The sequence below is a fragment of the Bacillus sp. MHSD_36 genome, from assembly GCF_030757775.1.
In the GTDB taxonomy this organism is placed as follows: Bacteria; Bacillota; Bacilli; order Bacillales; family Bacillaceae_G; genus Bacillus_A.
Genome location: NZ_JAVBIS010000010.1, coordinates 24,544 through 48,735 on the forward strand (window position 1 = coordinate 24,544; position 24,192 = coordinate 48,735).

The 24,192-nt window shown below is 34.4% G+C and carries 27 protein-coding genes and 1 pseudogene; 11 read left to right on the plus strand and 17 right to left on the minus strand.

Annotated elements, in window-relative coordinates:
* Positions 1-5: 5 nt before the first annotated feature.
* The 4 genes and pseudogenes from opp4C to Q9B79_RS24210 form a co-directional block, all read right to left on the minus strand.
* Positions 6-929 (minus strand): oligopeptide ABC transporter permease, encoded by a 924-nt coding sequence (gene opp4C, locus Q9B79_RS24195; RefSeq protein ID WP_306188300.1) that lies wholly within the window; start codon positions 927-929, stop codon positions 6-8.
* A 12-nt stretch (positions 930-941) separates the two neighbouring features.
* Positions 942-1,898, minus strand: a complete 957-nt coding sequence (locus Q9B79_RS24200; RefSeq protein WP_306188302.1) for an ABC transporter permease — start codon at positions 1,896-1,898, stop codon at positions 942-944.
* A gap of 108 nt (positions 1,899-2,006) precedes the next feature.
* Positions 2,007-3,734: an ABC transporter substrate-binding protein gene (locus tag Q9B79_RS24205; RefSeq protein WP_306188304.1), complete on the minus strand. Its 1,728-nt coding sequence runs from the start codon at positions 3,732-3,734 to the stop codon at positions 2,007-2,009.
* Between the two features lie 250 nt (positions 3,735-3,984).
* Positions 3,985-4,259: pseudogene (locus Q9B79_RS24210) on the minus strand (ABC transporter substrate-binding protein); the annotation flags it as partial.
* Positions 4,260-4,368: 109 nt separating this feature from the next.
* Here Q9B79_RS24210 and Q9B79_RS24215 point away from each other — a divergent pair.
* Positions 4,369-4,566, plus strand: coding sequence for a hypothetical protein (locus Q9B79_RS24215; protein WP_306188307.1), 198 nt, complete (start codon positions 4,369-4,371; stop codon positions 4,564-4,566).
* Between the two features lie 245 nt (positions 4,567-4,811).
* Here the strand turns inward: Q9B79_RS24215 and abc-f are convergent, their stop codons facing one another.
* Both abc-f and Q9B79_RS24225 read right to left on the minus strand, forming a co-directional pair.
* A complete protein-coding gene (abc-f, locus tag Q9B79_RS24220) occupies positions 4,812-6,692 on the minus strand; it encodes a ribosomal protection-like ABC-F family protein (protein WP_306188308.1) in 1,881 nt (626 codons plus the stop codon).
* A 124-nt stretch (positions 6,693-6,816) separates the two neighbouring features.
* The gene (locus Q9B79_RS24225; RefSeq protein WP_000830642.1) at positions 6,817-6,951 is read right to left on the minus strand and encodes an RAxF-45 family protein; all 135 of its coding nucleotides are present in this window, start codon (positions 6,949-6,951) and stop codon (positions 6,817-6,819) included.
* A 426-nt stretch (positions 6,952-7,377) separates the two neighbouring features.
* Here Q9B79_RS24225 and Q9B79_RS24230 point away from each other — a divergent pair, with 426 nt between their 5' ends.
* Together Q9B79_RS24230 and Q9B79_RS24235 are read left to right on the plus strand one after the other, a co-directional pair.
* Positions 7,378-7,500 (plus strand): hypothetical protein, encoded by a 123-nt coding sequence (locus Q9B79_RS24230; RefSeq protein ID WP_001975396.1) that lies wholly within the window; start codon positions 7,378-7,380, stop codon positions 7,498-7,500.
* Positions 7,501-7,634: 134 nt separating this feature from the next.
* Complete coding sequence (locus tag Q9B79_RS24235; protein WP_306188312.1) at positions 7,635-8,423, plus strand: DUF4931 domain-containing protein; 789 nt, start codon at positions 7,635-7,637, stop codon at positions 8,421-8,423.
* An 11-nt stretch (positions 8,424-8,434) separates the two neighbouring features.
* Here Q9B79_RS24235 and Q9B79_RS24240 read toward each other — a convergent pair whose 3' ends face one another.
* Positions 8,435-8,968 (minus strand): transglycosylase SLT domain-containing protein, encoded by a 534-nt coding sequence (locus Q9B79_RS24240; RefSeq protein WP_098669246.1) that lies wholly within the window; start codon positions 8,966-8,968, stop codon positions 8,435-8,437.
* A gap of 250 nt (positions 8,969-9,218) precedes the next feature.
* On the opposite strand from Q9B79_RS24240, the gene Q9B79_RS24245 reads away from it, so the two are divergent.
* The gene (locus tag Q9B79_RS24245) at positions 9,219-10,868 is read left to right on the plus strand and encodes a polysaccharide deacetylase family protein (RefSeq protein ID WP_306188314.1); all 1,650 of its coding nucleotides are present in this window, start codon (positions 9,219-9,221) and stop codon (positions 10,866-10,868) included.
* Between the two features lie 105 nt (positions 10,869-10,973).
* On the opposite strand, the gene Q9B79_RS24250 is transcribed toward Q9B79_RS24245, so the two are convergent.
* The 5 genes from Q9B79_RS24250 to Q9B79_RS24270 all read right to left on the minus strand — a co-directional run bounded on the left by Q9B79_RS24250 (position 10,974) and on the right by Q9B79_RS24270 (position 15,429).
* On the minus strand, positions 10,974-11,774 hold the full coding sequence (locus tag Q9B79_RS24250) for a TatD family hydrolase (RefSeq protein ID WP_306188316.1): 801 nt from the start codon (positions 11,772-11,774) through the stop codon (positions 10,974-10,976).
* A 747-nt stretch (positions 11,775-12,521) separates the two neighbouring features.
* Positions 12,522-12,878: a YxeA family protein gene (locus Q9B79_RS24255; protein WP_098669217.1), complete on the minus strand. Its 357-nt coding sequence runs from the start codon at positions 12,876-12,878 to the stop codon at positions 12,522-12,524.
* 140 nt (positions 12,879-13,018) lie between these two features.
* Positions 13,019-13,855, minus strand: a complete 837-nt coding sequence (locus tag Q9B79_RS24260; protein ID WP_044790585.1) for a YitT family protein — start codon at positions 13,853-13,855, stop codon at positions 13,019-13,021.
* Between the two features lie 118 nt (positions 13,856-13,973).
* Positions 13,974-14,303 (minus strand): PH domain-containing protein, encoded by a 330-nt coding sequence (locus Q9B79_RS24265; protein WP_098669216.1) that lies wholly within the window; start codon positions 14,301-14,303, stop codon positions 13,974-13,976.
* A gap of 148 nt (positions 14,304-14,451) precedes the next feature.
* The gene (locus Q9B79_RS24270) at positions 14,452-15,429 is read right to left on the minus strand and encodes a LacI family DNA-binding transcriptional regulator (protein WP_306188320.1); all 978 of its coding nucleotides are present in this window, start codon (positions 15,427-15,429) and stop codon (positions 14,452-14,454) included.
* Positions 15,430-15,734: 305 nt separating this feature from the next.
* Between Q9B79_RS24270 and Q9B79_RS24275 the strand changes: the two genes are divergently transcribed.
* Positions 15,735-15,830, plus strand: a complete 96-nt coding sequence (locus Q9B79_RS24275) for a DUF3948 family protein (protein WP_001060010.1) — start codon at positions 15,735-15,737, stop codon at positions 15,828-15,830.
* 73 nt (positions 15,831-15,903) lie between these two features.
* On the opposite strand, the gene Q9B79_RS24280 is transcribed toward Q9B79_RS24275, so the two are convergent.
* A complete protein-coding gene (locus Q9B79_RS24280) occupies positions 15,904-16,509 on the minus strand; it encodes a lysophospholipid acyltransferase family protein (protein WP_098669214.1) in 606 nt (201 codons plus the stop codon).
* Positions 16,510-16,845: 336 nt separating this feature from the next.
* Here Q9B79_RS24280 and Q9B79_RS24285 point away from each other — a divergent pair, with 336 nt between their 5' ends.
* Complete coding sequence (locus Q9B79_RS24285; protein ID WP_306188324.1) at positions 16,846-16,941, plus strand: DUF3948 family protein; 96 nt, start codon at positions 16,846-16,848, stop codon at positions 16,939-16,941.
* Between the two features lie 60 nt (positions 16,942-17,001).
* On the opposite strand, the gene Q9B79_RS24290 is transcribed toward Q9B79_RS24285, so the two are convergent.
* Together Q9B79_RS24290 and Q9B79_RS24295 are read right to left on the minus strand one after the other, a co-directional pair.
* Complete coding sequence (locus Q9B79_RS24290; RefSeq protein WP_000894069.1) at positions 17,002-17,142, minus strand: YrzO family protein; 141 nt, start codon at positions 17,140-17,142, stop codon at positions 17,002-17,004.
* A gap of 21 nt (positions 17,143-17,163) precedes the next feature.
* Positions 17,164-18,132 (minus strand): DMT family transporter, encoded by a 969-nt coding sequence (locus Q9B79_RS24295; RefSeq protein WP_306188326.1) that lies wholly within the window; start codon positions 18,130-18,132, stop codon positions 17,164-17,166.
* Positions 18,133-18,259: 127 nt separating this feature from the next.
* Between Q9B79_RS24295 and Q9B79_RS24300 the strand changes: the two genes are divergently transcribed.
* Together Q9B79_RS24300 and Q9B79_RS24305 are read left to right on the plus strand one after the other, a co-directional pair.
* Positions 18,260-19,126, plus strand: coding sequence for a LysR family transcriptional regulator (locus tag Q9B79_RS24300; protein ID WP_000423049.1), 867 nt, complete (start codon positions 18,260-18,262; stop codon positions 19,124-19,126).
* Positions 19,127-19,381: 255 nt separating this feature from the next.
* Positions 19,382-19,483, plus strand: coding sequence for a DUF3948 family protein (locus Q9B79_RS24305; RefSeq protein WP_001060013.1), 102 nt, complete (start codon positions 19,382-19,384; stop codon positions 19,481-19,483).
* Between the two features lie 218 nt (positions 19,484-19,701).
* Here Q9B79_RS24305 and Q9B79_RS24310 read toward each other — a convergent pair whose 3' ends face one another.
* Positions 19,702-20,649, minus strand: a complete 948-nt coding sequence (locus tag Q9B79_RS24310; protein WP_306188405.1) for a helix-turn-helix transcriptional regulator — start codon at positions 20,647-20,649, stop codon at positions 19,702-19,704.
* Positions 20,650-20,783: 134 nt separating this feature from the next.
* On the opposite strand from Q9B79_RS24310, the gene modA reads away from it, so the two are divergent.
* From modA to Q9B79_RS24325, 3 genes are all read left to right on the plus strand, one after another.
* The gene (gene modA, locus Q9B79_RS24315) at positions 20,784-21,590 is read left to right on the plus strand and encodes a molybdate ABC transporter substrate-binding protein (protein ID WP_306188329.1); all 807 of its coding nucleotides are present in this window, start codon (positions 20,784-20,786) and stop codon (positions 21,588-21,590) included.
* A 5-nt stretch (positions 21,591-21,595) separates the two neighbouring features.
* A complete protein-coding gene (modB, locus tag Q9B79_RS24320; RefSeq protein ID WP_306188331.1) occupies positions 21,596-22,270 on the plus strand; it encodes a molybdate ABC transporter permease subunit in 675 nt (224 codons plus the stop codon).
* A 300-nt stretch (positions 22,271-22,570) separates the two neighbouring features.
* A complete protein-coding gene (locus tag Q9B79_RS24325; RefSeq protein WP_000353544.1) occupies positions 22,571-23,422 on the plus strand; it encodes a GRP family sugar transporter in 852 nt (283 codons plus the stop codon).
* A gap of 67 nt (positions 23,423-23,489) precedes the next feature.
* Here Q9B79_RS24325 and pnuC read toward each other — a convergent pair whose 3' ends face one another.
* Complete coding sequence (gene pnuC / locus Q9B79_RS24330) at positions 23,490-24,140, minus strand: nicotinamide riboside transporter PnuC (protein WP_306188336.1); 651 nt, start codon at positions 24,138-24,140, stop codon at positions 23,490-23,492.
* Positions 24,141-24,192: the final 52 nt, after the last annotated feature.

The following is a 24,192-nucleotide window of genomic DNA, read 5'->3' on the forward strand; positions in this document are numbered from 1 at the left end:
CTCACCTACCGTCTCATCTTTGGATCTAACGCATCACGAAGTGCATCACCCAGTAAATTAATGGATACAACTGTTATAAAGATTGCAAAACCAGGCGGAATCCATAACCACGGACGCTTTTGGAAATCGATTAATGAGTTAGCTGCGCTAATCATATTCCCCCATGATGGTGTAGGTGGGACGACGCCGAGACCTAAGTAGCTTAGTGCGGACTCACTTAAAATAGATCCAGCCACACCCAAAGTTGCTACAACAATAAGCAACGGAAAGACGTTAGGAATTAGATGATGAATAATTTTTCGAGAATCCTTTAATCCTAATACATCTGCCGCTTGCATAAAGGCTTGCTCCCGCAAAGTTAAAATTTGTCCCCTCACAAGACGGGCAAGTCCTGGCCATCCTACTAAACTTAAAATAATCATTACAACATATAAACGATATTCCGATGGTAATTTCCATTCTGATAAAATTGCTCCCATTATAATAAGTAGCGGTAATCCCGGAATGGACATTAACACATCCGCAACACGCATAATTAAATGATCTATAACCCCCCGATAAAAACCAGCAATTGCTCCTAATAAAGCTCCTAGTATAACGGATAGTAGCATGGACGCTAAACCAATTGTTAATGAAATACGCCCTGCTTGCATAAGTCTAGTTAAAATATCTCGTCCCAACTGGTCTGTTCCAAGCCAATGTGACAGGCTGGGTGGTTTATTAATTTGTGTTACTTGTACTTTCCCATCAGCATACGGTGAAAAGACTGGACCGATAAAACTAAATAAAAACATAAATATTAAAACGTATAAGCCACAGAGTGCCATCTTGTTTTTCTTGATTTTTTTATACGCTTGGCGCCATGGTGATGATTCATTTCGCTTTTTTCGTTCTTTCTTTTTCTCTATTATTGGTGTAATGGTCTCCATATCTTTCCCCCCTTACTTCAATCGAATTCTTGGATCAACAAACGCATATACAATGTCAGCTAAGAAATTAGCCATAATTGTTAAACAAGAAAGAAACATTGTAAAAGCCATTAATACCGTATAATCACGGAAGTTTAATGCTTCTAATTGAATACTCCCAATCCCTGGCCAATTAAAAATTTGTTCAATAATAATAGCTCCTGAAAATAAACCCGGTAATTCAAAAGCGAGTAATGTAATCGCTGGCAAAATGGCATTTTTCAATGCATGTTTATAAATAACGGTTCTTTCTTTTAAACCTTTTGCACGAGCAGTACGAATATAATCTTGCCTAATAACATCCAACATGCCGGTTCTAAAATATCGTGTTAACGATCCTACGCCAAGAAGCGTTAAAATAAATACAGGTAGAATCATATGACGTAATACTTCTAATATGTATGCTATCCCTGTTGAATTACTCCCAATATCAATCATGCCACCAATAGGTAGTAACTTTAAATCAACTGCTAATAATTTAATTAAAAATAGTCCGATAAAGAATGATGGAAATGACATTGCTGCAAAGACACCGATTGTTACCAATCTATCAAACCAAGAGTGCTGCTTTGTTGCAGAAATAACCCCAATAATAAGAGCAATAATCCAAGTGAAAAATAAAGCTGCAACAGCAACAATAAATGTATTCCAAATGAATTTATTAAGTAATGAAGTTACCGATTCTTGATACTGTAAAGAAAATCCAAAATCACCATGCAAAGCATTCACTAACCAATGAAAATATCTTTCAATAATTGGTTTGTTTAAGCCGTATAATTCCCTTAACTCTTGAGCTCTCTCTGGTGTTAACTTTGGATTTGAATCAATATAATCCCCTGGCAAAAGTGCAAATAAGAAAAAAATAATAATAGATGTACCAAACAATGTAGGGATCATTTGAAGGAACCTACGAATGATATATGTTTTCACCTTTTGTCTCTCCAATCCTATTTACTTAAAAATAGAAGAACATTTTTTCAAAACAGCTACTATTCCATCGCTGTATGAAAAAACGCCTTCTATTATTTAGGTCACCCCTTATTGTTCAATAGATAACACTGGTAAGTTGGAACTAATGCTATCGTACTTTTCTGGATCAATTCCTTTTATACGTGCATTATGAGCATAAAGTAGTTTACGATAGTTTAATAAAATAACTGGTGGATCATCACTTAACTCTTTATACAGTTCTTTATAAATTGCTTTACGTTTTTCAATATCTGTCGTCCCTATACCTTTTACAATCAAGTCATCTACTTTCGGATTGTTATAACCCGTATCACTTTTTGGATTAGTTGATAAGTAATCACTTACAACTTCACTTGGATCACTAATTCCTGGTGTTGAAACTGCCGCTAAATCGTAGTCACCTTTCCCTACTTTTGAAAGCATCGTATTAAAGTCCATCAACTCTGGATTTAATTCAACACCAATTTCTTTATAACTTTCTTTTGCAATTGGAATAAAGATATCATTTGTTTTACTTGTATTTGATGCGTAGTATGTTAATTTTAATTTTTGACCATCTTTTTCACGAACCCCGTCAGAACCTACTTTCCAACCAGCCTCATCCAATAATTTTTTAGCCTTTTCTACGTCGTGTGGATATTTATTAATACCTTCTTCTGTATATGCCCATGAAACTGGCGCAATTGGTACGTTAGCAACCGATCCATATCCTTGTAAAGCTGTATCCACATACTTCTTACGATCTAATCCATAAGTAAGTGCTTGACGTACCTTCTTATCTTTCAAATACGGTTTCTTATTATTTACATAGATATAAGCAATATCACTTGATGATTCAAGATTAATATTTGCAAACTCTAATCCTTTTAATTGGTCTATATTTTCAGGGTTCGCTCTAAATCCACTATAGTCCAGTTCACCCGTTTGGAATAATTGGAATCCAGTATCACCTGATGTAATTTTATAAATAAAGTTTTTAATTTTTGGTTTTCCTGCATAATAGTGTTCGTTAGCAACGAAGCGTACTTCTTGACCTGGAACATATTTTTCAAATTTATATGGACCCGCTGCAATTGGTTGCCCATATAATGCTTTTAAATAGTCTAAACTTGTATTTTGTTTATAATCTTTTCCATAGTAAGCTTTTGATAGCACTGGGCCACCTAAATTCGTTAGCGCCTGTGAATTAACTTTTTCAGTTGTAATTTTAATTGTCTGCGGATCAACAACTTGAATTCCTTCAATAGAAGTTGCTTTTCCTTCTTTATATTCTTTCCCGCCTTTAACAGCATACTGAGCAATATCCAATCCACCTTCATACGCTTTATCATGAAGAAGTGTTAGTGTAAATGCTACGTCATCCGCTGTTAAAGGTGACCCATCACTAAATTTTAAATTTTTACGTAAGTGGAATGTATATGTTAACTGATCAGCAGAAATATCCCATTTTTCTGCAAGATCCGGAACAGGTTTACTTTGTTTGTCTGTTGTTACTAGTGACGCAAAAATTACAGACGTTACATTTCCATCCCAACCATTCTCTTGGAAATATGGAAGGAAAACTCCCCCTGGCTTAGAAATGGCTGTAATAAAAGTATCCTTTCGCTGATTTGCTTTCTCTGGACTTTTCTTTTTATCTGTAGCTGGAATTGATTCGATCTTAGCATCTTTTAAGTCTTGCTTTTTTACTGGTTCTGTAGAAGCCGTATCTTCCTGTCCCCCACAAGCAGATAACACAAGCGAACTACTCAGTAATACCGAAAATACACCAGCCCATTTTTTTGTCTTTTTTCTCATTGTCCCCACCCTAACTTTTCTTTTTTTAATAATTAAACCTTATGAACTGCTTGCCTTATGTATGCCTCCCACAGCAACATTTTATAGCCAATCGGAAAAGTCGGTTTTAATCGTAAAAAAATAGATGTTTTTGAGGGGTAACAATCCTATTCCGACCTTTCCGGTAGACTTTATGGTTATTAGCTTATATCGTCCGTTATATTTTGTCAATTCTTTCTAAATAAATATTTTGAGAATTTTTTAAAAATTATTATTCTATCTTTAATTTAGTTAAAACTTAACCAAGATACCGTTATAGTTATCTTCTTGTAATCCTTGAATGCGCGCATTATGTGCAGACACAACTTTGCTATTATTTAAGAAGATTACAGGCTGATCTTCACTCAACTCTTGGTACAACTTTTTATAAATTTCTTTTCGTTTTTCAATATCTAATGTTTCTAGTGCCTGCTTAGCTAATTCATCTACTTTCGGATTATAGTATCCATCATAATTTCGTTTACTTGTTGAAACAAACTCTTCAATCATTCTCTTTTATTTCGTATTAAAAAATTAAAAATTCACTTCTATTCGTTCAGTATGAGACATAGAATACTAATAACTAATAACCAATTACCAAAAAGGGGGCGAAAACATGGACAACCTATTCCAATACGTCCTGCACTACGTATTATTAACAATGATGATAGCCGGGGCGCTATTACTATTCCCATTCTTCCCAAAGTTCGTCCTCTTTTTAGCTTTTTTTATTATGCTCGGGATCGCTATTATCATTTCAACAAGGGAAGATGCCACACAAAAAGAAAACAGAGTTCAGCGTGTGAAGCTGTAACTCTATTTTTTTATTTCCAATTATGAGCCTCTGTTTCACATACTTATGTCTCGGGAAATAATTAATCGATGCAAAAATCTCCTAATACCATTTATGTTTTAAAATTTATACAAATTACGAAACAAAGATTTATGAAATGTACTGTTTCACGTGAAACACATATTTTCTTTTTCTTTTACAGTAAAATATCGAGATAAAAAAGCGAATTCCTTCAGCAAAACTGAAAGGAATTCGCTTTCTACTTTTCACTCCACAATATTCTCTAACTCATTATATAACTCCGCTCGTAACAACTCTTTCTTCATTTTTTCCTCATACAATTGTTCAAGCATTTCAACATCAACTACTTGTTCCATCTTACACTCAAGTGTATATATATCTTCTTCTACATGCATTAACTCTGTTTCAATCTCTTCAACATTCCTAGATTCTTTCTTTTTTACAGGAGCTGTTTCCATACCTTTTCTTCCTTGGTGCTTCTGCTTTGTTACTTGTTTCTCGAGCTTTTCCTCCCACTTTTGACGAGTCCATGCATAGTTCCCTGCAAACTCAAATAATTTACGCTCATCAATCCAATACGTCTTTTCAAATAACTTATTTAAAAAATAACGATCATGTGAAACAGCTAAAATCGTTCCATTATATTGTTCAAGAGCTTCCTCTAAAACTTCCCTTGATTCAATGTCGAGATGGTTTGTCGGCTCATCTAAAATCAAAAAATTGATATCTTGATACATAAGTTGCGCAAGTCTTAACCTCATTTTTTCTCCACCACTCAGTTGCGTTACTTTCTTAAACACCGCTGGACCATAAAATAAAAACTTAGCTAATATATGTCTCGCTTCTCCCTCTGTTACAGCTACATATTCTCTAAAAGCCTCTAATACATTACTCTTCATATTTCCGTACGCATGCTGTGATAAATAACCGATTTTCACACTACTACCAATTCGAATTTCTCCCGCGTCTGGTTCTATTTCTTCTAATAATAATTTTAGTAGCGTTGTCTTTCCTGTACCATTACGACCAACGATGGCCGCACGCTCTTGAAAACGAACATGTAAATTCGCTTCGTTAAATAAGGGGTGGTCAGCAAATCCCTTACTCACTTCTTTCATTACAACAACATCTTTCCCACTTCTCTCTTGCCCTTCAAACTGAAGTCCCATTTGTTTTCGCTCTAAAATAGGTTTCTTTAGTTTTTCCATACGTTCGAGTGCACGTTCCATACTTCTCGCTCTCTTATGCAATCCTTCATTCGGAGGATTCGCCTGATTTGCCCATTCACGTAGTCGCTTAATTGCTTCTTTCATTTTCTTTATTTTCTTTTGCTGTTCTTGATAAGCTTGAAACTCCTGAAGCAACCGTTCTTCCTTTTCCTCAACAAACTGAGAATAGTTGGTATGGTACACGTGAATCTCTCCATCTTCTAAATCAAAAATCTTCGTTACAACTTCATCAAGGAAATAACGATCATGTGAAATGACCATAACCGTTCCATTGTATTCTTTCAAAAATTGCTCTAACCATTCTACCGCAAATAAATCTAAATGATTGGTTGGCTCATCTAATAAAAGTAAATCTGGTTTCTGCAACAGCATGTATGCAAGGCTGACTTTTGTTTGCTCCCCGCCACTTAACTCCAGAAATGATCGAGGAAATAGTTCTGTCACCTGTAGACCATTTGCTACCTTCATAATATTCGCTTCTATTTCATAACCACCAAGGAATGCAAACTTTTCTTGGATTACTCCGTACCTCTCCATTAATCTTTGTAAAGCAGACGATTCCTGTTCTTCCGCCATATGTTTTTCTAAAGCATGCATTTCCCTTTCTAATTCCTTTTCTATTTTAAAAGCAGAACTCAATACATCATATACAGTCATACCTTCATCAAATTTCGGAATTTGCGCCACATGACCAATACGTGTACCTTTCTTCATATGAATGGCTCCTGCATCCAAACTTTCCATTCCAGTTAGAAGTTGAAAGATTGTAGTCTTCCCACTACCGTTTCGACCAACTAATCCAACACGTTCACCGTTCTTTATTTCAAGCGATATATTTTCAAATATGATGTTTCCACCAAAAGATTTCGTTACATTATTTACACTACAAATTGTCATTTTCCGTACTCCTTTCAATATAAAAAACCATGGGAAAGAAACATTCCCCATGGTTTTCGACATAGAAAAAGGAAGCCAAATAGCTCCCTTTTCACACGTTTATTAAAAATGGGTGAAGAGATTTCTATCGTTCAATAGCTACTATGCAATTGTTAAAAAAGGACAGACGTATCCCGTTAACAACTACATCATGAAAAATCGCACGACAAAAATAGATAAAATCTAAAAATTTGGCACGTGCAGCTAAAGAACGTTTCATCTCATTCACCTCTTTCGTACGGAATTTAATACTTACTTCTTTATTATACTTTCCCATTTCATGTTTGAATAGTCATTTTTCTGAAAATAATGAAGATAGACTAAACATTTCAATAAGTGACATCAAATCTTACAAAACTGTTATGTTCACGTAATGGAAAGCGATAGTACGAAAAGATGCCTCCCTATACAATAAAGATGTAAACAAGAGAGACAACAAAAGGAGGAAACAACCATGATGAAAGAAATCGTAAAAGCAATCTTTGAGGTATTAGTGAACGGACAAGCAGTTGTAAAAGAACTAAACGAACTATAAAAAGGAGTGAGAGAATATGATGAACATGGTAAAAATGATTTTACACGCTCTAGTTGATGCAAAAGCAGTTAGCCAAGAATTAAACCAACAATAAAAAAGGGGTAACCGAATATGAAGAAAGCCATTATTGTAATCGCAAGTACAGCAATTGCCTTATACACAATAAAAAATAGAAAAAAGAAGTACAATACAAACGATCTATACTATCCATACACATTATTAAAGAAAAAATAAAAGACAAGGTACCCTATCTTAATGAGGATATCTTGTCTTTTATTTTTCCGATTCCCTTTAAAGGATTTTCTTCTCCTTTTCCCGAATGTATTAAGCGGGATTTTTACACATATTTTAAAGGGGCATATATACAAATGGATACACAACAACTATACTTTTTAAACGATATCGGTAAACAAAAACCAGAAAGCATCCGGAATAGAAGCGCGGCATGTCCTTTTTGTGACAGAGAAAATTTAACGGATATTTTAGCAACTGAAGGATCAATTATTTGGCTAAAAAACAAATTCCCTACATTAAAAGATACATTTCAAACGGTGCTAATAGAAACAGATAATTGTGAAGATCATATTGCGACATATACAGAAGAACATATGAAATCGCTAATTCATTTTTCCATTAAACATTGGTTAGATTTGCAGAAGAATGAAGAATTCACATCTGTGATTTTATACAAAAATCATGGTCCATTCTCCGGTGGAAGTTTGCATCATGCACACATGCAGATTATCGGAATGAAATATGTAGACTATCTCGATAACGTTGAACAGGACAATTTCCAAGGAGTCATTGTACAAAAAAACGAGCGCATTGAACTCAATATTTCAGATCGCCCTATTATCGGTTTTACTGAATTTAATATCATCATTGAAGATGTTGAATTCATCGATGAATTGGCAAATTACATTCAGCAAACTGTACGTTACATACTGACAGATTTCCATAAAGGATGTAGTAGTTATAACTTATTCTTCTATCACGTAAACGGAAAAATCATTTGTAAAGTTGTTCCTAGATTTGTCGTTTCACCATTGTATGTAGGATATAAAATACCGCAAGTTTCTACAAAGCTAGAAGAGGTGAAAATACAACTAGCAGAGTATTTCACAAAACAACGCGATTATCCACAAAAAATAGAGTAGGTCTCAAAAACCTACTCTTTAATTACACCTTTATTTCGATAGTACACATCCTCTAATCCGACGTTATACTTCATATTATTATCCGTCCACTCCGGCCCTAAATTCCCTGGCCATCCAGATGTATTTGCTATATATTTTAGTAATGCAAAATCAGTCAAACCTTTTTGCACCCCGCGCTTATATCCTTTCATTAAATGCGGCATTGCAATTTGCGCATTTATACGTGGATCTTTCAACTCTTCATCAGTTAAATGCTCTGGTGCAAGCCCACCACCGCGATGCAATTGAAATAATCCGAATGAAGTTCCGTTATCTCCAACACTTCTCGGATTTAACCGGCTTTCATGTTCGGCAATTGTAAGAGGTATCCATTCTGGAAGATTGACTTTCTTTGCTTCCTCTATAATAATTTGTTTCATCTGTTTTGCTTCTTCTGAATCAACATAGCTTGTCTCATTTACTAATTTGCCCATTCCTTCAGACTTTCCTTGGAAATATAAGTACACCCCAAGAACAACTAAAAATCCTACAAAGAATTTCTTCACTACCTCTACCTCTTTCTCCGCTGAAATTTGTCCCCTTTCAGCCTTCTTCCCTTTACAATTACCCACATTCTATCATTCTCTTACCCTTTTATCATAGCAAATAACTATACATATTATCATCATGCTTCAGACCGATTTTGTGAAAAAACAGCTGGTAAATACGTGCAAAAATGTAACTTTCATAGACTACAACGTATTTCTTGTATATAATTGTAAATTGAACTCTACATATAGAATAGGAGCAGACCAAATGAAAAAGTGCATAATACTCTTGTTCAGTATTTTACTTCTTATCCCTATCCACACCTCTGCACAAACGTCATCAAAGCCAAAAGTACTTGTTTTATATAGTACAAAAGACGATAAAATTACAAATAATATTCAAATCCTTAATACTCAATTAGGACATTTTACAAACGATATAACTACAAAAAGTTTAAAAAAAGCTAATGAAATTACTAATTCATCTTCTTATACACATATTGTTTATATCGGTGAACAAAAAGAAGAGTTTCCTACTGAAGCAAAACAACTTATAGAAAATTTCTCAGGCCCAGTATTAGTGCTAGGGCAAAATGTTGAACAACTATCTAATCGCTTTTCTTTCATTACTCTAAAGGATAATGATGTACGAGTGAATGAAATCGAATATCCAAGTAATAAACTAAAGAACACGTTAGAAGAAGAACGATTGATTCAATCTTTTGATACAAATGGAACTGTTCTTGCTAACGCTTTAAGCTCAAATAGTAAGAACCCACTAATCGTTCAGCATGAAACATCTTATTACGTTGCAACGCCAAATCTCTTCGACTGGATATCCCATTACATAGGTGAAATGTTATTTTCTTATTTCGGAAAAAAGCCAACGACAACTAAAGTAGAGGCTTATTTACGTCTTGAGGACGTCCATCCAGCCGCAGATATAAATCAATTAAAAGAAATTGCTACATTACTAAAAGAGAAAAAAATTTCTTACATGATTACGGTCATACCGGTATATAAAGATCCAGACACAGGAAAAACAATACATTTAAAAGAGAAACCCGAACTAGTCGATCTTTTACGCTCTATGCAAAATGATGGTGCAGCAATTATTATGCATGGTTATACGCACCAATTTTATGATAGTGAAACTGGTGAAGGTTTTGAATTTTGGGATGTCAAAACAGATCAACCAATTCGTCAACCAAATCATGAAAAACCAAAAACAAAAGATGATTTCCCTAATATAGAAGCATATAATGCATATGTAAAAAAAGGGGAAGAATTTGAAGAAAAATATACGACTGATCATATTGAAAAAGGTATTCAAGAACTTGTAGATACAAAACTATATCCTGTCGCATTTGAAGCACCTCATTACACGATGTCTCAAAAAGGATATGCAATATTATCAAGGTACTTTTCAACTTATGTAGGACAACTACAGTTAAGTGACACAACTTGGAAATCTATGCACTCACCATTTTATACAAGTACTCCATCATTTTTACACGGGATGAAATTAATTCCTGAAACAGTCGGATTTATTGAAGAAGATAAGCCACATACTATTGCAAAGATGAAGGAACGTGCTGTATCTGTTGCTAAATTATCCGATGGAGTTATTGGTGCATTCTATCATCCTTACTTAGGTGTGAAACCATTAAAAGAAGTATTAAAGGAACTAGAGAGCATTCCAAATATAGAATGGATTGATTTACAAAAAGAAACAAATGAAGTGAAAATGAAAGATATTCATATTACTACTAATAAAGACGGCATTCACGTTGAAAAACCAACAAGCGCAAATGACATAATGGATTATATAAAACAATATGGATTCTTCCTTATACTTGGCCTCTTTGTCATTGTCTTTCTTTTCTTATTAAAACGTGGGAAAAAATTAGAATCCTAATACAAAACCACCAAGCAGAATGCTTGGTGGTTTTGTAATTTAAATTAAAATGTGGCATATTATGAATATACCATTTGATTATCAACCCTCACCTAACTTCTCTACTTACACTGAATTTTGAGGTGGGAGTCTTACCGCCCGGCGAATAGCGGGATAACATTGAATCGTATTTTCATATATCGTTTTCGTAACCTTATCAACAGACATGTTTTTTATAACACTAATTTCCTTTAGTACCTCTCTAATCATTCTCGGATGCGTCATAACATCGTCTTGAAATTCCCACGGTCCATCCGTTTCTACCATCATATATTCAAGTGGATAATACGAAACGATTTTTCTAATTTTCTCCTTATGTAAAACATCTGGCGTGATAGAAATGTAATAACCATTCCTCATCATCCGTTTCATTGTTGTTTCACTTCCTTTAAACCAATGAAAGTGTGCACGTGAAACTTTATATTTCTCCAGTAAATCACATACAATATCAGCGTCTTCATACACTGCATGCAATATAATTGGTAAATCATATTTACTAGCTAGTTCAACAAACCGTTGTAACACCGAAATATATGAATTGATAGCAATGCGCTCATCTTCTTTTCTTACATAATACGGCAAACCTACCTCACCGATCGCAACTATGTCCTCTACATGATCTTCAATTAATTTATAAATTTGCTCACATTCTTCTTTATGAATCAATTGCTCTGGGTGAAAACCTATTGCTGGATGAACAAAGGGATATCGCTTTGCTAAAGATAAAGTTTCTTTACATGATTGATAATTCATAGATACTGCAATAAGCCCCTCTATCTCTTTACTATTTTCCACATCTTTAAGTAATTTACTTTTCTCTTCATCCTTATATTGGTCAACATGTATATGACTATCAATCCACTTCATTTTTATTCCCCCATAAAAAAAACAAGAAAGGATCTCCCTTCTTGTTTTGTCATCTATATTATTTAACAATTAAGTTTGTTATGATATCAAATAATCCAATACATACTACGGCAACAGTAAAGTAGCTACAGAAATCTTTAATTGGAAACTTCACTACTTCTTCTTTACGCATCCCATTCTTCTCCCTTCTTACTATATCCCTAATTATTTTTATCTATTTGTATCTATTATGCAAAAAATATGACAAATTTACTATCGAATTAACTTACGTAAACCTTACAATGTTGTAAGGTTTAAAAGAACAGCCCCATCTACATAACAGATGAGGCTTATTAAAAAGTAGTTGGTTTTTCATTCTTCATTAACATTATAAACAGAAAGTAATACAGTGAGCCTTTCTAATTACACTATATAAAATTCGCTATCTTTTAACCATCGAATTACATTACAGAAGACTTACATGTTTGTAAGCTATGTGTAATGTAATTCGATAGTTTCTCTTACTTATATCTCGTACAATAAAGTTAACAAGTAAGCCAAATAAGAAGAACACTTAAATAACCAAATTACATTGTTAGTAGCTACCCTTCTTATACTTTTCACTCATGCTACTACAATGTACCCCCTTCCCCTTTATATAATAAAAAAAGCCTTAGTCCTTAGGGACTAAGGCTTTTTTACGAACCTATAATATACCCCTACCTAGTATTTTTATTTTCGACAAAAAATAGGTAGGGGTATATTGCGCTATCTCATCGCTAAAAGTTTACTCTTTGCATTAATAGGAATATTTATCGCTTCAATTTCTTCAATTGCCTCGCCGTAACGTCCTTTTGCATACACCTTTAATGTTTCATCTCTCTTTAACATATGCTTAACAGTCTTCTTTATTTTTTGTTCTCTTCCACGTTCGTCAAATGCAATAAATTCATATTCATACCACTCATCACCAATATGCTGACCAATTGTATTCACAACCGTATAGTATTCTTTCGTCTTATAAAGCGGATTATATTTATCGATAACCGGTCCAAGTTTCGTAGGTAGTAACATTATTACTATGACTATCATCGCTATTATAGTAGTGATCATTTTTTTCTTCATAATAAACATTCCTCCTCTGCAGGATATATATACATCCATTTTAAAAAGAAGGAATACAATCTACTATTGAATCTCATTACATTACACTTACACTTTTGTAAGAATTAAAAAAAAGGTGAACGAATTTACTCGTTCACCTTTTAACTCGCTTTAAAGCCTCCACCAAGTACATCACGTACATCATGGATAACAACGAAAGCATCTTCATCCACTCGACTAATAACTTGCTTTAGCTTAACAAGCTCTTGTTTATTAATAACAACATATAAAACTTCTTTATTTTTACCAGTATATCCGCCGCGCCCCTCTAATACAGTGACACCGCGTGTCATGTTTTTCGTAATAGCCTCACGTATTAACTCTGGTTGATTTGAAATAATTGTAACAGCCGTTTTTGTATCCATTCCTTCTACAATGAAATCAATCACTTTCGCTCCGATAAATACCGCAACAAGTGTGTACATCGCTTTTTCCTGCCCTATTATAAATACGGAACCAGCAATTACAACGATATCAATAATAAGTACACCCTTACCGACGCTCCAACCTAAATATTGATTTGCTAACCGCGCTAAAATTGCCGATCCCCCTGATGTACCTCCAGCTTTGAACATACAGCCTAATCCGATACCGACAAATACACCAGCAAATAGTGCCGCTAATAACGTATCACTATTTACATGATACTCAATATGTTCTGTAACATATAAAAACAAGGATGTTTCTACAATCCCTAAAATTGTATAAACCATCGTTTTCTTATCAAAAAATTTATAACCAACAGCTAGTAAAATTGCATTTATAGCAAAGTTCACAATCCCAGGCGACCAATCAAATAAATAGTACGTAACAACCGTTAAACCAATAATTCCACCCTCTGATAGACGGTTTGGAATTGCAAAGTAATTAATACCAATTGCGAATAATAATGAACCAATTGTAATTAGTGTTATTTCCTTTATACGTTGATTAACCATAGTTCATACCCTCCCCCCATTTGACATTGTATCACTATCTCCTAGAGGTTTAGAAGTTGTTTTTATTGCGCATTTCACCTCTTGAAAATTGAGATATTATGTTTAAACGAAGGGGTGATTAATTATTCATATTTGTTCTCACTGTATGGACAAATCGCTCCACATTCCCTTGCTGAATATACTTAGCTCTAACCGTTTCATGATTACAAGTAAATTCAAAATACGGACGGAAATCTATGCTATCTATATGCAAATATGAGTACTCTTTAAATGTTGAAGGATAGTAAGGAAATTTCCCGTAAAACAGGAGACGTCTAGTAGTGACAACAAAAATTCCATGTTGATAACATAACGTGAAATTATCCTTCTCAAAGATCCCCACCACAAAGGCTAAAATATTTTCGTCATTCTCTAAATACTTTTTTATACTTAATAAAAATTCATTCATGCATATCCCTCCAAATACTATTCTTGAAAAGGATCCATGGATTGTTACAAACCGGTTTAACTCCTTTATAAAGTATGAAACGCGTTTCTTGTCAAAGATATTTCAAAAAAATAATCCGTTATGCACTTATGCACATAACGGATTAAAATTACACTGTAGATCGCTCCACAAGTTCATATGGAATTTCCACCTTTTCTTGTTTAGAACTCTCGTCACTTATTTGCTGGTAAAACATTTCAAAAGCCGCTTTCCCTATCCCCTTCAAATTTTGATCAATGGTTGTAAGTTGCAACACTTGCGAAATAGGTTGGTTATCTAAACCAATAATCGCTAAATCCTCAGGAACTTGAATACCCAATTTCCCAACTTCCGTCATAACCCCAATCGCAACTTCATCTCCTGCTACTATTAATGCTTCAGGAAGATGCTGCATCTCCTTTAATTTATGAGCCACTCTCACACCATCTTCTAATGTAAAACATTCTGTGAAAATCCATTCTTCATTCACTTCTCCATCTATAGATTGCAATTGATGTTTATACACATCAAAACGCTTTTGACTACTCGGTCCTAGCTTTCTCCCCGTACAATAACCAATTTTTTTATAACCTTTTTCAATAAGGTGGTTCATTCCTAGCTGGAAAGCTGCCGAATGATTTGTATATACACTTGAGATATTTGAAATATCATTATCTTCACAAGCAATGATTGTGCCGTAAGAAGCATACGGTTCTATCATTTCCCAATCATTCGCACGTGAACAAATAATAAGACCATCCAATTGTTTCGTTTTTAACATATGTAAACTTTTCATTTCTTCTTTTTTATTATAATTCGTTTGGCAAAGCAGTACCCTGTAGTTATGAGTTAACGCTCCCTCCATCATTCCCCCTACCATTGCATCGAAGCTCGGGTGATTAATGTAAGGGAGAATCACACCAACAATATTCGTCTTTCCTTTTGATAAATGAACAGCATTTGCGTTTTGTGAGTAATTCAACTTCTCAACTATCTCCATAACCGCTTTCCTTTTTTCTTCACTTACATACGGATGATCATTCAATACTCTCGAAACAGTCGTAACTGAAACTCCCGCCATCTTTGCAATATCTTTAATATTAGCCATACACTCACCTCTACTTTTAAATTAATAAATTCCATAAACATATGTCAAACCTTCTCATCATTACACCCCCATTCGTTTTTCTTACAAAAGTGTAATTTTCCTGTAAGCTAATTCGATAGTTACTCTCTGCTTTTTTTCATACAATTAAGTCAGAAACAGGGCAACAATTATTCGAAAAGGAGCAGATTTATATGATGAACAAAATGAAATCAAACAATTTTTTACATACAATGGGCATGGTATTTTCCGCTCTTATCGATGCAAAAGCTGTTGCTTCTACATTAAACAAGTAAGGAGAATGTCTGATGAATAACATTACTTTCAACAAATTAGATTTTTTAGGACTAGCTAGCGGATCAGTTCTTCTTACTGCTTTTATTTACGCCGCTACGCTTGTATAACTTTTGTGTCCCCTTTCCCCTTTATTATAAATAGTAATAGAAAAGACGACCGTCTATGCCCGGTCGTCTTTTCTTACTTTTGATTTGATTGCAAAGCTTCCTTTAGCTCCTCAAACTTCTCATTTAATTGATCTGTCATCATTTTCATAGCTGTTTTTCGATCTATTTGTTCTTCAGCATCAATTTGAATTGGGTCTCCAAAAATCAATTGCGCCTTTTTCCCTTTTATTAATTCCTTTACACTTGATGGGCCAATATAAGCTGCCGGTATTAATGGAACGTTAGAACGCATCGCAATTGTCACAGCACCAGCTTTTAATGAAACGTCTTCTGTTGATCTCGTTCCACTTGGGAAAATCCCTACGACTTTTCCTTCTTTTAATAAGCGTGATGGAATTTTAAGTGTACTCGGTCCTGGATTTGCACGATCTACAGGGAATGCATTTACATTTTTAAAGAACCAATTTTTGAATTTCCCTTCAAATAATTCTTTTTTGGCCATGTAATGAATTTCGGTCGGATACATCCCTGTCGCTAACATTAACACATCCATAAAGCTTGTATGTGTACACGCAACAACATACGGACCGCCTTCTGGTAATTTTTCTCTTCCTTGCACTTCTACTTTCCCAGCTGTTTTAAATATATATTTCAACAAAAATGTAATTGGTTTATACATTTGTTTCGTTCCTTTCTAAACATCCGAAGTATAGTCATTTTCTTACCACAATTATAACACTAAGTTTTAGGAGTTGGTAATAAAAATAAGTATTAATTGTTAAATTTCAATTCTTACAAAAGTGTAATTTTCTTGTAAGCTAATTCGATAGTTACTCTCCCCAATATTTCATACAATTAAGTCAGAAAGAAACAACAACTATTCGAAAAGGAGCGGATCAATATGATGAACAAGATGAAAACGAACAATCTTTTAAATACAATGGGCATGGTATTTTCCGCTCTTATCGATGCAAAAGCTGTTGCTTCTACATTAAACAAGTAAGGAGAATGAATCATGAATAACATCACTTTTAAAAAATTAGATTTTTTAGGATTAGCTAGCAGCTCTCTTCTTCTTACTGCTTTTATTTACGCTGCTACGCTTGTATAACTTTGTGTCCCCTTTCCCCTTTATATAGAAAAAGACGACCGTCTATGCCCGGTCGTCTTTTTAAATGTTTCTTTCTTTTAACTCTTTTAAAAGCTGTATCATTTCAGCTTGTTGTTTTATCTTCTTACGACCATTTCGATTAATTGCTGCAAGCTCACAAGCAACTCCAACGGCGAAGAAAAACAATAAACTTTCTAACATGTGAAATCCTCCAATTGCCTATTAAACAGCTTGACGTAATTGCTCTTCTTGTAACATTTCCTTATTTATATTTTCTTCTTTTCTCTGACAAACATTATTGCGAATAAGTGCTGCAATAACAAGTAAAGTTCCTATAATATCAAACATTGTTATTTGATATCCTCGCATCATCATAATCATTAAAGTTGTAATAGGTACAAAGTTAATAAACAAAATCCCATTAATAGATGATAAAATCTTCACACCGTAATTCCAAGCAAGTAATGCTACAATTCCCGGTAATGTCATCATAAATAATAAATCATATTTCACGACAGAAATCGTTCCCATACTCGGAACTGAAACATATCCAAGCGACGTAATAAGTACCGTTATAATTCCTGTAACCGTCGTACCGAATACACACGTCAATGTAGAATAACGTAATGTCGACCAATCGCAACATGTTTGACCACCCATCGTATAAATAACCCAACCTACAACTCCAACAAATATACATGCTAGTGAAAACATGTTATCTTTCAATGTTAAAAAGAAACTCATGTCGCCCTTTGTAATAACAAACACAGCCCCTACAAAAGCGATAATCATGCTCGTTATCATATATTTTTTCGGTTTTACATGCTTATATCCCCATAAAATACAAATAGAAATCATCGGCATAAGTGCTTCCATAATAGAGGCTACCATGACGCCTGATTTTCCCATTAACATTTGACCTAAAAATACAAGTACATTATATACCGTAAACGCCATCGTTCCGAAAAAGACGAGTAACTTTCCTCTTCCCTCTAAACGAAATGCCTGTTTTCCTTCTTTCATTAACAATAATACAATCAGTACGATCGCCACCGCTCCATAGCGAATAAGCGAAAAGTAAAATGGATCTATGTATTCTAACGCATGATCAGCAACTGGAAACATTGCTCCCCATGACATACTTGCTATTAAACATGCGAAAGCACCTATGATTATTTGACCTCTTCTCACCACAATCCCCCACTTCTTTCTATTTGCACAAAGAGAATTGTAAAAGAAAAAATATATCACGTAAAATGATTCAAAATGATGTTAACTATCATTTATAATGATAGTTAACATCAAGGAGGAGCATAAAATGGAATTAAGAGACTTACAAATCTTCCAAAGCGTTGCCGATCAAGGCAGTGTAAGCGGCGCAGCAAAGGAATTAAATTACGTACAATCAAATGTAACAGCACGCATTAAACAACTAGAAAATGAGCTAAAAACGCCCCTCTTTTACCGTCATAAACGAGGCATGACTCTAACAGCTGAAGGAAGAAAAATGCTTGTTTATGTTAATAAAATTTTGCAAGATGTCGATGAGCTAAAGCAAGTTTTTTTAGATAGTGAAACACCCTCTGGCATATTAAAAATCGGTACTGTCGAAACAGTAAGTACATTACCTACCATTTTATCTTCTTACTATAAAAGCTATCCGAATGTCGATTTATCATTACAAGCAGGCCTAACAGAAGAATTAATTAGAGAAGTACTGGATCACCAATTAGATGGTGCTTTTATATCAGGGCCTATTAAACATCCACTAATTGAACAATACGATGTTAGTACAGAAAAGTTAATGCTTGTAACACAAAATAAAGCTTTTCATATAGAAGAATTTACAACAACGCCTCTACTCGTTTTTAACCAAGGATGTGGATACCGTTCTAAACTAGAACGATGGCTGAAAGACGAAGGTTTGCTGCCAAAAAGAATTATGGAGTTTAATATATTAGAGACAATATTAAATAGTGTGGCACTTGGCCTTGGAATTACACTCGTACCACAGTCTGCTGTCCACCATCTTTCTAAAGCGGGGAAAGTACATTGTCATGCAATCCCTGAAAAATACGGCAGTATTTCAACAGTTTTCATACGCCGTAAAGATAGCTATATGACGAATTCAATGCGTAGTTTTTTAAAAACAATTGAAGAGCATCATCACATCAACATGCTTTAAAAGACATTCTTACACGGATGTCTTTTTTTCTTACAAAAGTGTAAGTCTTTCGTAAGCTAATTCGATAGTTGCAGGCAATCATATTTCCTATAATTAAGATATAAAGCAGGGCAACAACAATTCGAAAAGGAGCGGATACGCATGATGAACAAAATGAAATCAAACAAATTTTTAAATACAATGGGCATGGTGCTATCCGCACTTGTCGATGCAAAAGCTGTTGCAACTACATTAAACAAATAAGGAGAGATTATAATGAACAACATTACATTTAACAAATCAGATTTCTTCGGACTTGCAAGTGGAGCGACTCTTCTTACAGCTTTCATTTACACACTTGCTCAAGGTCTTGTTTAACACTTTGTTTCCCCAAACCCCTTTATATATAGAAAAAGCTGCTCGTCTTATAGACAAGCAGCTTTTTAGTTTATCCCGCTTTAATGGGCAGTAAGACCTCCACCTCAAAATTCAGCGAAAGCAAAGAAGTTTGGTGGGGGATCAACTGCCCATAAAAGTCCGATTGGTGAGGGCTAATAATCAGTGAGGGATGAAGAAAACCCCCACTGATTAAAGTTTCACTTTATTTCATATATAATTTGACCTGTTTTCGTCATATCGTATCCGCCAATTACTTTTAATTCATTATGAAATTCTTCCGATTGCAGAATGTCTTTCACGACTTCAATCAACTCTTCATTCTCTTTATTCTTCAAAATCACTAAATCATACTGTTCTTTCATGATTGGAATAAAGTCTACATTTACAATTTGCGAAAACTTTTCTGATCCTACCCCCACATCAGCTTTTCCATTTGCGACCTGCGTGGCAACACCAAGATGGTTTGATTCTTCCCATTCATATCCACTTATACGTTCTTTATTTAACTTTTGAATGCGCAATTGTTCATCGACTAACACCCTAATACCAGAGCCCTTTTCTCGATTTACAAATCGTATAGATGACTGAGATAAATCAGCCCATGTTTTTATGTTTTTTGGATTTCCCTTTTGCACATAAAACCCAACGTTCCTTGCTAATAAATTAATCATCGTACATGGTTGTCCAACTAAAATACGTTTTACGTAAGGAACATTATATGTACCCGTTTCGCCATCAAACAAATGCAAGCTAACGATACTTCCTTCTCCTTGATACATTTTTACTAAGCTCGTTAAACTACCTTGATATGCTCTTAATATATTTGAACTTGGCAGGCGATTTTCTATACGTTTTGCCAACATATCTAACGTTAGTTCTTGTCCACTAATAATACATGTATCCAAGCCTCTACTATCTTCGCTCTTTACAGAAGTACCTTGTATTTTCCCTGTTTTCATTTGTTTTATATATTGTTCTAAATCCGTTGCATCGATGCGCATCTGTCTACCAATTCTATAGGAAGGCAGTTCTCCTTTTTTAATTAAATCGTATACTGTTAATTTTGATACTTTTAATCGCTTCGCTACTTCTTCCGTTGTGTAGGAATGATGATCCATAGACGATTCCTCACTTTCTTCCTTCATTGTAACAAAGAAAAGAATATTTCTCCTATATTTTAAGAGCAACTACATCGTTCAAATTATATTCAATTATAACTAGTTATATTTAGTTATAATTAGTTATAATTGAATATGTCAAAACGAAAGGGGATTTTCTTATGAACAAGTTTATATTACGATCCATAGGGGCGCTTATACTTTCTTTTCTTCTTATATTTAGCGTTGCATGTACAAACGGAGATAAGAAAGAGAAATCAACTGCTAAAGAAGGAAAAACAGTTGAACTTACTATATCCGCAGCTGCAAGCTTACAAGATGCATTAAAAGAAATTGAAACAAAATATAAAGAACAAGAACCTAATATTAAACTTTCTTTTAACTTCGGTGCTTCTGGTGCACTTCAACAACAAATCGAACAGGGCGCACCTGCTGATTTATTCTTCTCAGCAGCCGAAGATAAATTCCAAACTCTTGTAAAAAAAGGATTCATTAATGAAAAGGAAGGGAAGAATCTTCTTGGAAATGAACTCGTTTTAGTCGTCCCAAAAGATAGTTCTCTTACAAAAATTCAAGATTTAAAAGATGAAAAAATTAAGAAAATCGCACTTGGTACACCTGAATCAGTACCTGCAGGAAAATATGCAAAGGCTTCTCTTACAAATGAAAATCTATGGAATGACGTTCAAAATAAAATCGTATTTACAAAAGATGTTCGGCAAGTGTTAACATATGTAGAAACAGGTAATGTAGATGCTGGTATTGTATACAAAACAGATGCTCTTATTTCAGACAAAGTAAAGATTGGTGAGACAGCAGCGACGACTTCTCATGAGCCAATTCACTATCCTTTAGGTGTTATAAAAGAATCTAAGCATAAGAAAGAGGCGAATTCATTTTATGAGTATTTGCAGTCAAAAGATGCACAATCTATCTTTAAGAAATATGGATTTACAGTCCTATCATAATCGCCATGAGCTTTGATGCTATTTTGTCACCAATCTTTCTATCTTTACGAGTAGCCGCATGTGCCACCATTATCGTTACCATTTTAGGAACGATAATCGGGCGAGCGCTAGCACGCTCCTCATCGAGATATAAAGTAATACTAGAAACGATTTTCTTATTACCAATGGTACTTCCGCCAACTGTAATCGGCTTTTTTCTCATTATCATTTTTGGAAATAATAGTCCCATTGGAACGTGGATAGAATCAATATTTCAGCAGTCTATTATGTTCACATCTACTGCTGCGATCATTGCTTCTACAGTTGTTGCATTTCCGCTCATGTACCAATCAGCAAAAACAGGATTTTCTATTACGAATGTACAAATTGAAGAAAGTGCTCGTGACCTTGGCGCAAGTGAATATCAAGTTTTTCTACACGTCACACTTCCGCTTGCATTTCCTGCTTTACTAAGCGGAATGATTTTGAGTTTTGTTCGTGCGCTCGGTGAGTTTGGTGCTACACTCATGTTTGCTGGGAACATCCCCGGTAAAACACAAACAATCCCAACTGCAATTTATATGGCGATTGATGCAAGTAATATGCAGCTCGCCTGGACACTTGTCGTTATCACTATTAGTATGTCACTCCTATTTCTACTATGTATTCAGCTTATTAACAAAAGAATTACCAACTCTTAAAGCAGCTTTTTTCGAAGCTGCTTCTTTATTTCTCAGGAAATAAAATAGGCTATCGGGAAATAACTGAATTTTATCTTTTATTTAAATATACATTCTATTTGAATTTACTTTCTAAAATAGGCAATTTCCTGTTATTATATGTAGGTGTTTGAAAAAAGGAAGAAATGAAAACGCATTTATATCGTGAATTCTTCATCCCGTTTTAGCGATCGGTAATCTTCTACTCTATCAGTGGAGCATTACCGATCGTTAGAACGATATGTAATTATATTGGTATAGCAAACCGAAGGGAGTCTTGTAATGGACATTTTATTAGCGCTTCTTCCTGCAATTGCATGGGGAAACATCTTATTAGTAAGCGTAAAAATGGGCGGTGGTGCATATAGCCAAACGGTAGGTATGACAATCGGTGCTCTATTCTTCGCAACAATTATGTATGTATTTACTCAACCAGCTTTAACAATGACAATCTTGATTGTTGGTTTTATTTCAGGTTTATTCTGGGCTTTAGGACAAGTAAACCAATTAAAAACAGTTGAAAAGTTAGGTGTTTCTACTACTGTAACGATTTCTACTGGTATGCAACTTGTTGCAACTTCTATCTTTGGAGTTATCGCTTTCCGTGAGTGGACTACTACAACAACAATCATTCTGGGAACGATTGCAATCCTATTAATCGTAGTTGGTGTTGTATTCACATCATTAGATGATAAAGAAAATGCTCAGCCACCAGGACAATTGAAAAAAGGACTTCTTACTTTAATTGTTTCTACTTTCGGCTACCTTGTATATGTAATTATTATTCGTTGGTATAATATCGATGGTTGGTCTGCTATTTTACCACAAGCAGTTGGTATGTTTGTCGGTGCGGTTGTACTGACGTCTAAACATAAACCATTTAACAAATATGCAATCCGTAATGCTTTATCTGGTTTACTATGGGGAACTGGAAACTTATTCTTACTTCTTTCATTACCACGTGTCGGAGTAGCAACAAGCTTCCCCTTATCTCAAACTGGAATCGTTATCTCAACATTCGGTGCGATTGTCTTCTTAGGTGAAAAGAAAACAAAACGTCAATTGATCTTTATTGCACTAGGTAGTGTTTTAATTATCGGCGGCGCTGTATTACTAGGTATGACAAAAGCATAAACTTATATTCTATTAATAAACCCCTGAAGCATATATGCTTCAGGGGTTTTTCTCGTCCAATTACTTTCTAAATATAATTGTTTACATGCCCTTGTCTTTTATAATTGCTCTTCCACTCTAGTAAACCAGCTATACATATAAAGAGATTAATAACAGCTAATATTAGCATGACGTATAAACCTGTGGAAATATAAATCACAATGCTAATCACGTTATACAAAATCCATAAATACCAGTTCTCTAAAATTTTTCGACTTAACATAAATTGAGCTACTAATCCTAATACAGCATTTAAAGCGTCTAAATATGGACTTGTTGATTCTAAATAACGGATTTGATAATAGCCCCAACCAACCCAAGCAAATAACATGAAGATTATATAAATCGTCCATCCTTTTATATTTAAACGAACTGTTGCCTTTACCTCTTCCTCCCCACTACGTGCAATCCAATGATACCAACCATATATATTAAATATAAATTGAAAGGCTGCTAATACTGCCATTGCATATAAACCTTGTGTAATGAAAATATATAGAAATACCGCAACCGTAATCATGCCAAACAAAAAATTAGATACCTTTTCCCTCGCTAATAACCAAACATTAATAATCCCCATAACCGATGCAAAAATTTCAATATAACTCGATTGAATATATAATCCAACCAATACGCAAATGATACTAGAAACAACTAAAAATAGCGGACTTCTAATCATGATCATCTCTCCCCAGATGTATAATAAATTCCCTATCACCAGTATAAGGAAT

Coding starts and splice junctions, on each gene's coding strand:
- opp4C (WP_306188300.1), bottom strand. CDS start 929: ATGGAGACCATTACACCAATAATAGAGAAAAAGAAAGAACGAAAAAAG.
- Q9B79_RS24205 (WP_306188304.1), bottom strand. CDS start 3,734: ATGAGAAAAAAGACAAAAAAATGGGCTGGTGTATTTTCGGTATTACTG.
- Q9B79_RS24215 (WP_306188307.1), top strand. CDS start 4,369: ATGGACAACCTATTCCAATACGTCCTGCACTACGTATTATTAACAATG.
- abc-f (WP_306188308.1), bottom strand. CDS start 6,692: ATGACAATTTGTAGTGTAAATAATGTAACGAAATCTTTTGGTGGAAAC.
- Q9B79_RS24225 (WP_000830642.1), bottom strand. CDS start 6,951: ATGAAACGTTCTTTAGCTGCACGTGCCAAATTTTTAGATTTTATCTAT.
- Q9B79_RS24230 (WP_001975396.1), top strand. CDS start 7,378: ATGAAGAAAGCCATTATTGTAATCGCAAGTACAGCAATTGCCTTATAC.
- Q9B79_RS24235 (WP_306188312.1), top strand. CDS start 7,635: ATGGATACACAACAACTATACTTTTTAAACGATATCGGTAAACAAAAA.
- Q9B79_RS24245 (WP_306188314.1), top strand. CDS start 9,219: ATGAAAAAGTGCATAATACTCTTGTTCAGTATTTTACTTCTTATCCCT.
- Q9B79_RS24250 (WP_306188316.1), bottom strand. CDS start 11,774: ATGAAGTGGATTGATAGTCATATACATGTTGACCAATATAAGGATGAA.
- Q9B79_RS24255 (WP_098669217.1), bottom strand. CDS start 12,878: ATGAAGAAAAAAATGATCACTACTATAATAGCGATGATAGTCATAGTA.
- Q9B79_RS24260 (WP_044790585.1), bottom strand. CDS start 13,855: ATGGTTAATCAACGTATAAAGGAAATAACACTAATTACAATTGGTTCA.
- Q9B79_RS24265 (WP_098669216.1), bottom strand. CDS start 14,303: ATGAATGAATTTTTATTAAGTATAAAAAAGTATTTAGAGAATGACGAA.
- Q9B79_RS24270 (WP_306188320.1), bottom strand. CDS start 15,429: ATGGCTAATATTAAAGATATTGCAAAGATGGCGGGAGTTTCAGTTACG.
- Q9B79_RS24275 (WP_001060010.1), top strand. CDS start 15,735: ATGAATAACATTACTTTCAACAAATTAGATTTTTTAGGACTAGCTAGC.
- Q9B79_RS24280 (WP_098669214.1), bottom strand. CDS start 16,509: ATGTATAAACCAATTACATTTTTGTTGAAATATATATTTAAAACAGCT.
- Q9B79_RS24285 (WP_306188324.1), top strand. CDS start 16,846: ATGAATAACATCACTTTTAAAAAATTAGATTTTTTAGGATTAGCTAGC.
- Q9B79_RS24290 (WP_000894069.1), bottom strand. CDS start 17,142: ATGTTAGAAAGTTTATTGTTTTTCTTCGCCGTTGGAGTTGCTTGTGAG.
- Q9B79_RS24300 (WP_000423049.1), top strand. CDS start 18,260: ATGGAATTAAGAGACTTACAAATCTTCCAAAGCGTTGCCGATCAAGGC.
- Q9B79_RS24305 (WP_001060013.1), top strand. CDS start 19,382: ATGAACAACATTACATTTAACAAATCAGATTTCTTCGGACTTGCAAGT.
- Q9B79_RS24310 (WP_306188405.1), bottom strand. CDS start 20,649: ATGAAGGAAGAAAGTGAGGAATCGTCTATGGATCATCATTCCTACACA.
- modA (WP_306188329.1), top strand. CDS start 20,784: ATGAACAAGTTTATATTACGATCCATAGGGGCGCTTATACTTTCTTTT.
- modB (WP_306188331.1), top strand. CDS start 21,596: ATGAGCTTTGATGCTATTTTGTCACCAATCTTTCTATCTTTACGAGTA.
- Q9B79_RS24325 (WP_000353544.1), top strand. CDS start 22,571: ATGGACATTTTATTAGCGCTTCTTCCTGCAATTGCATGGGGAAACATC.
- pnuC (WP_306188336.1), bottom strand. CDS start 24,140: ATGATTAGAAGTCCGCTATTTTTAGTTGTTTCTAGTATCATTTGCGTA.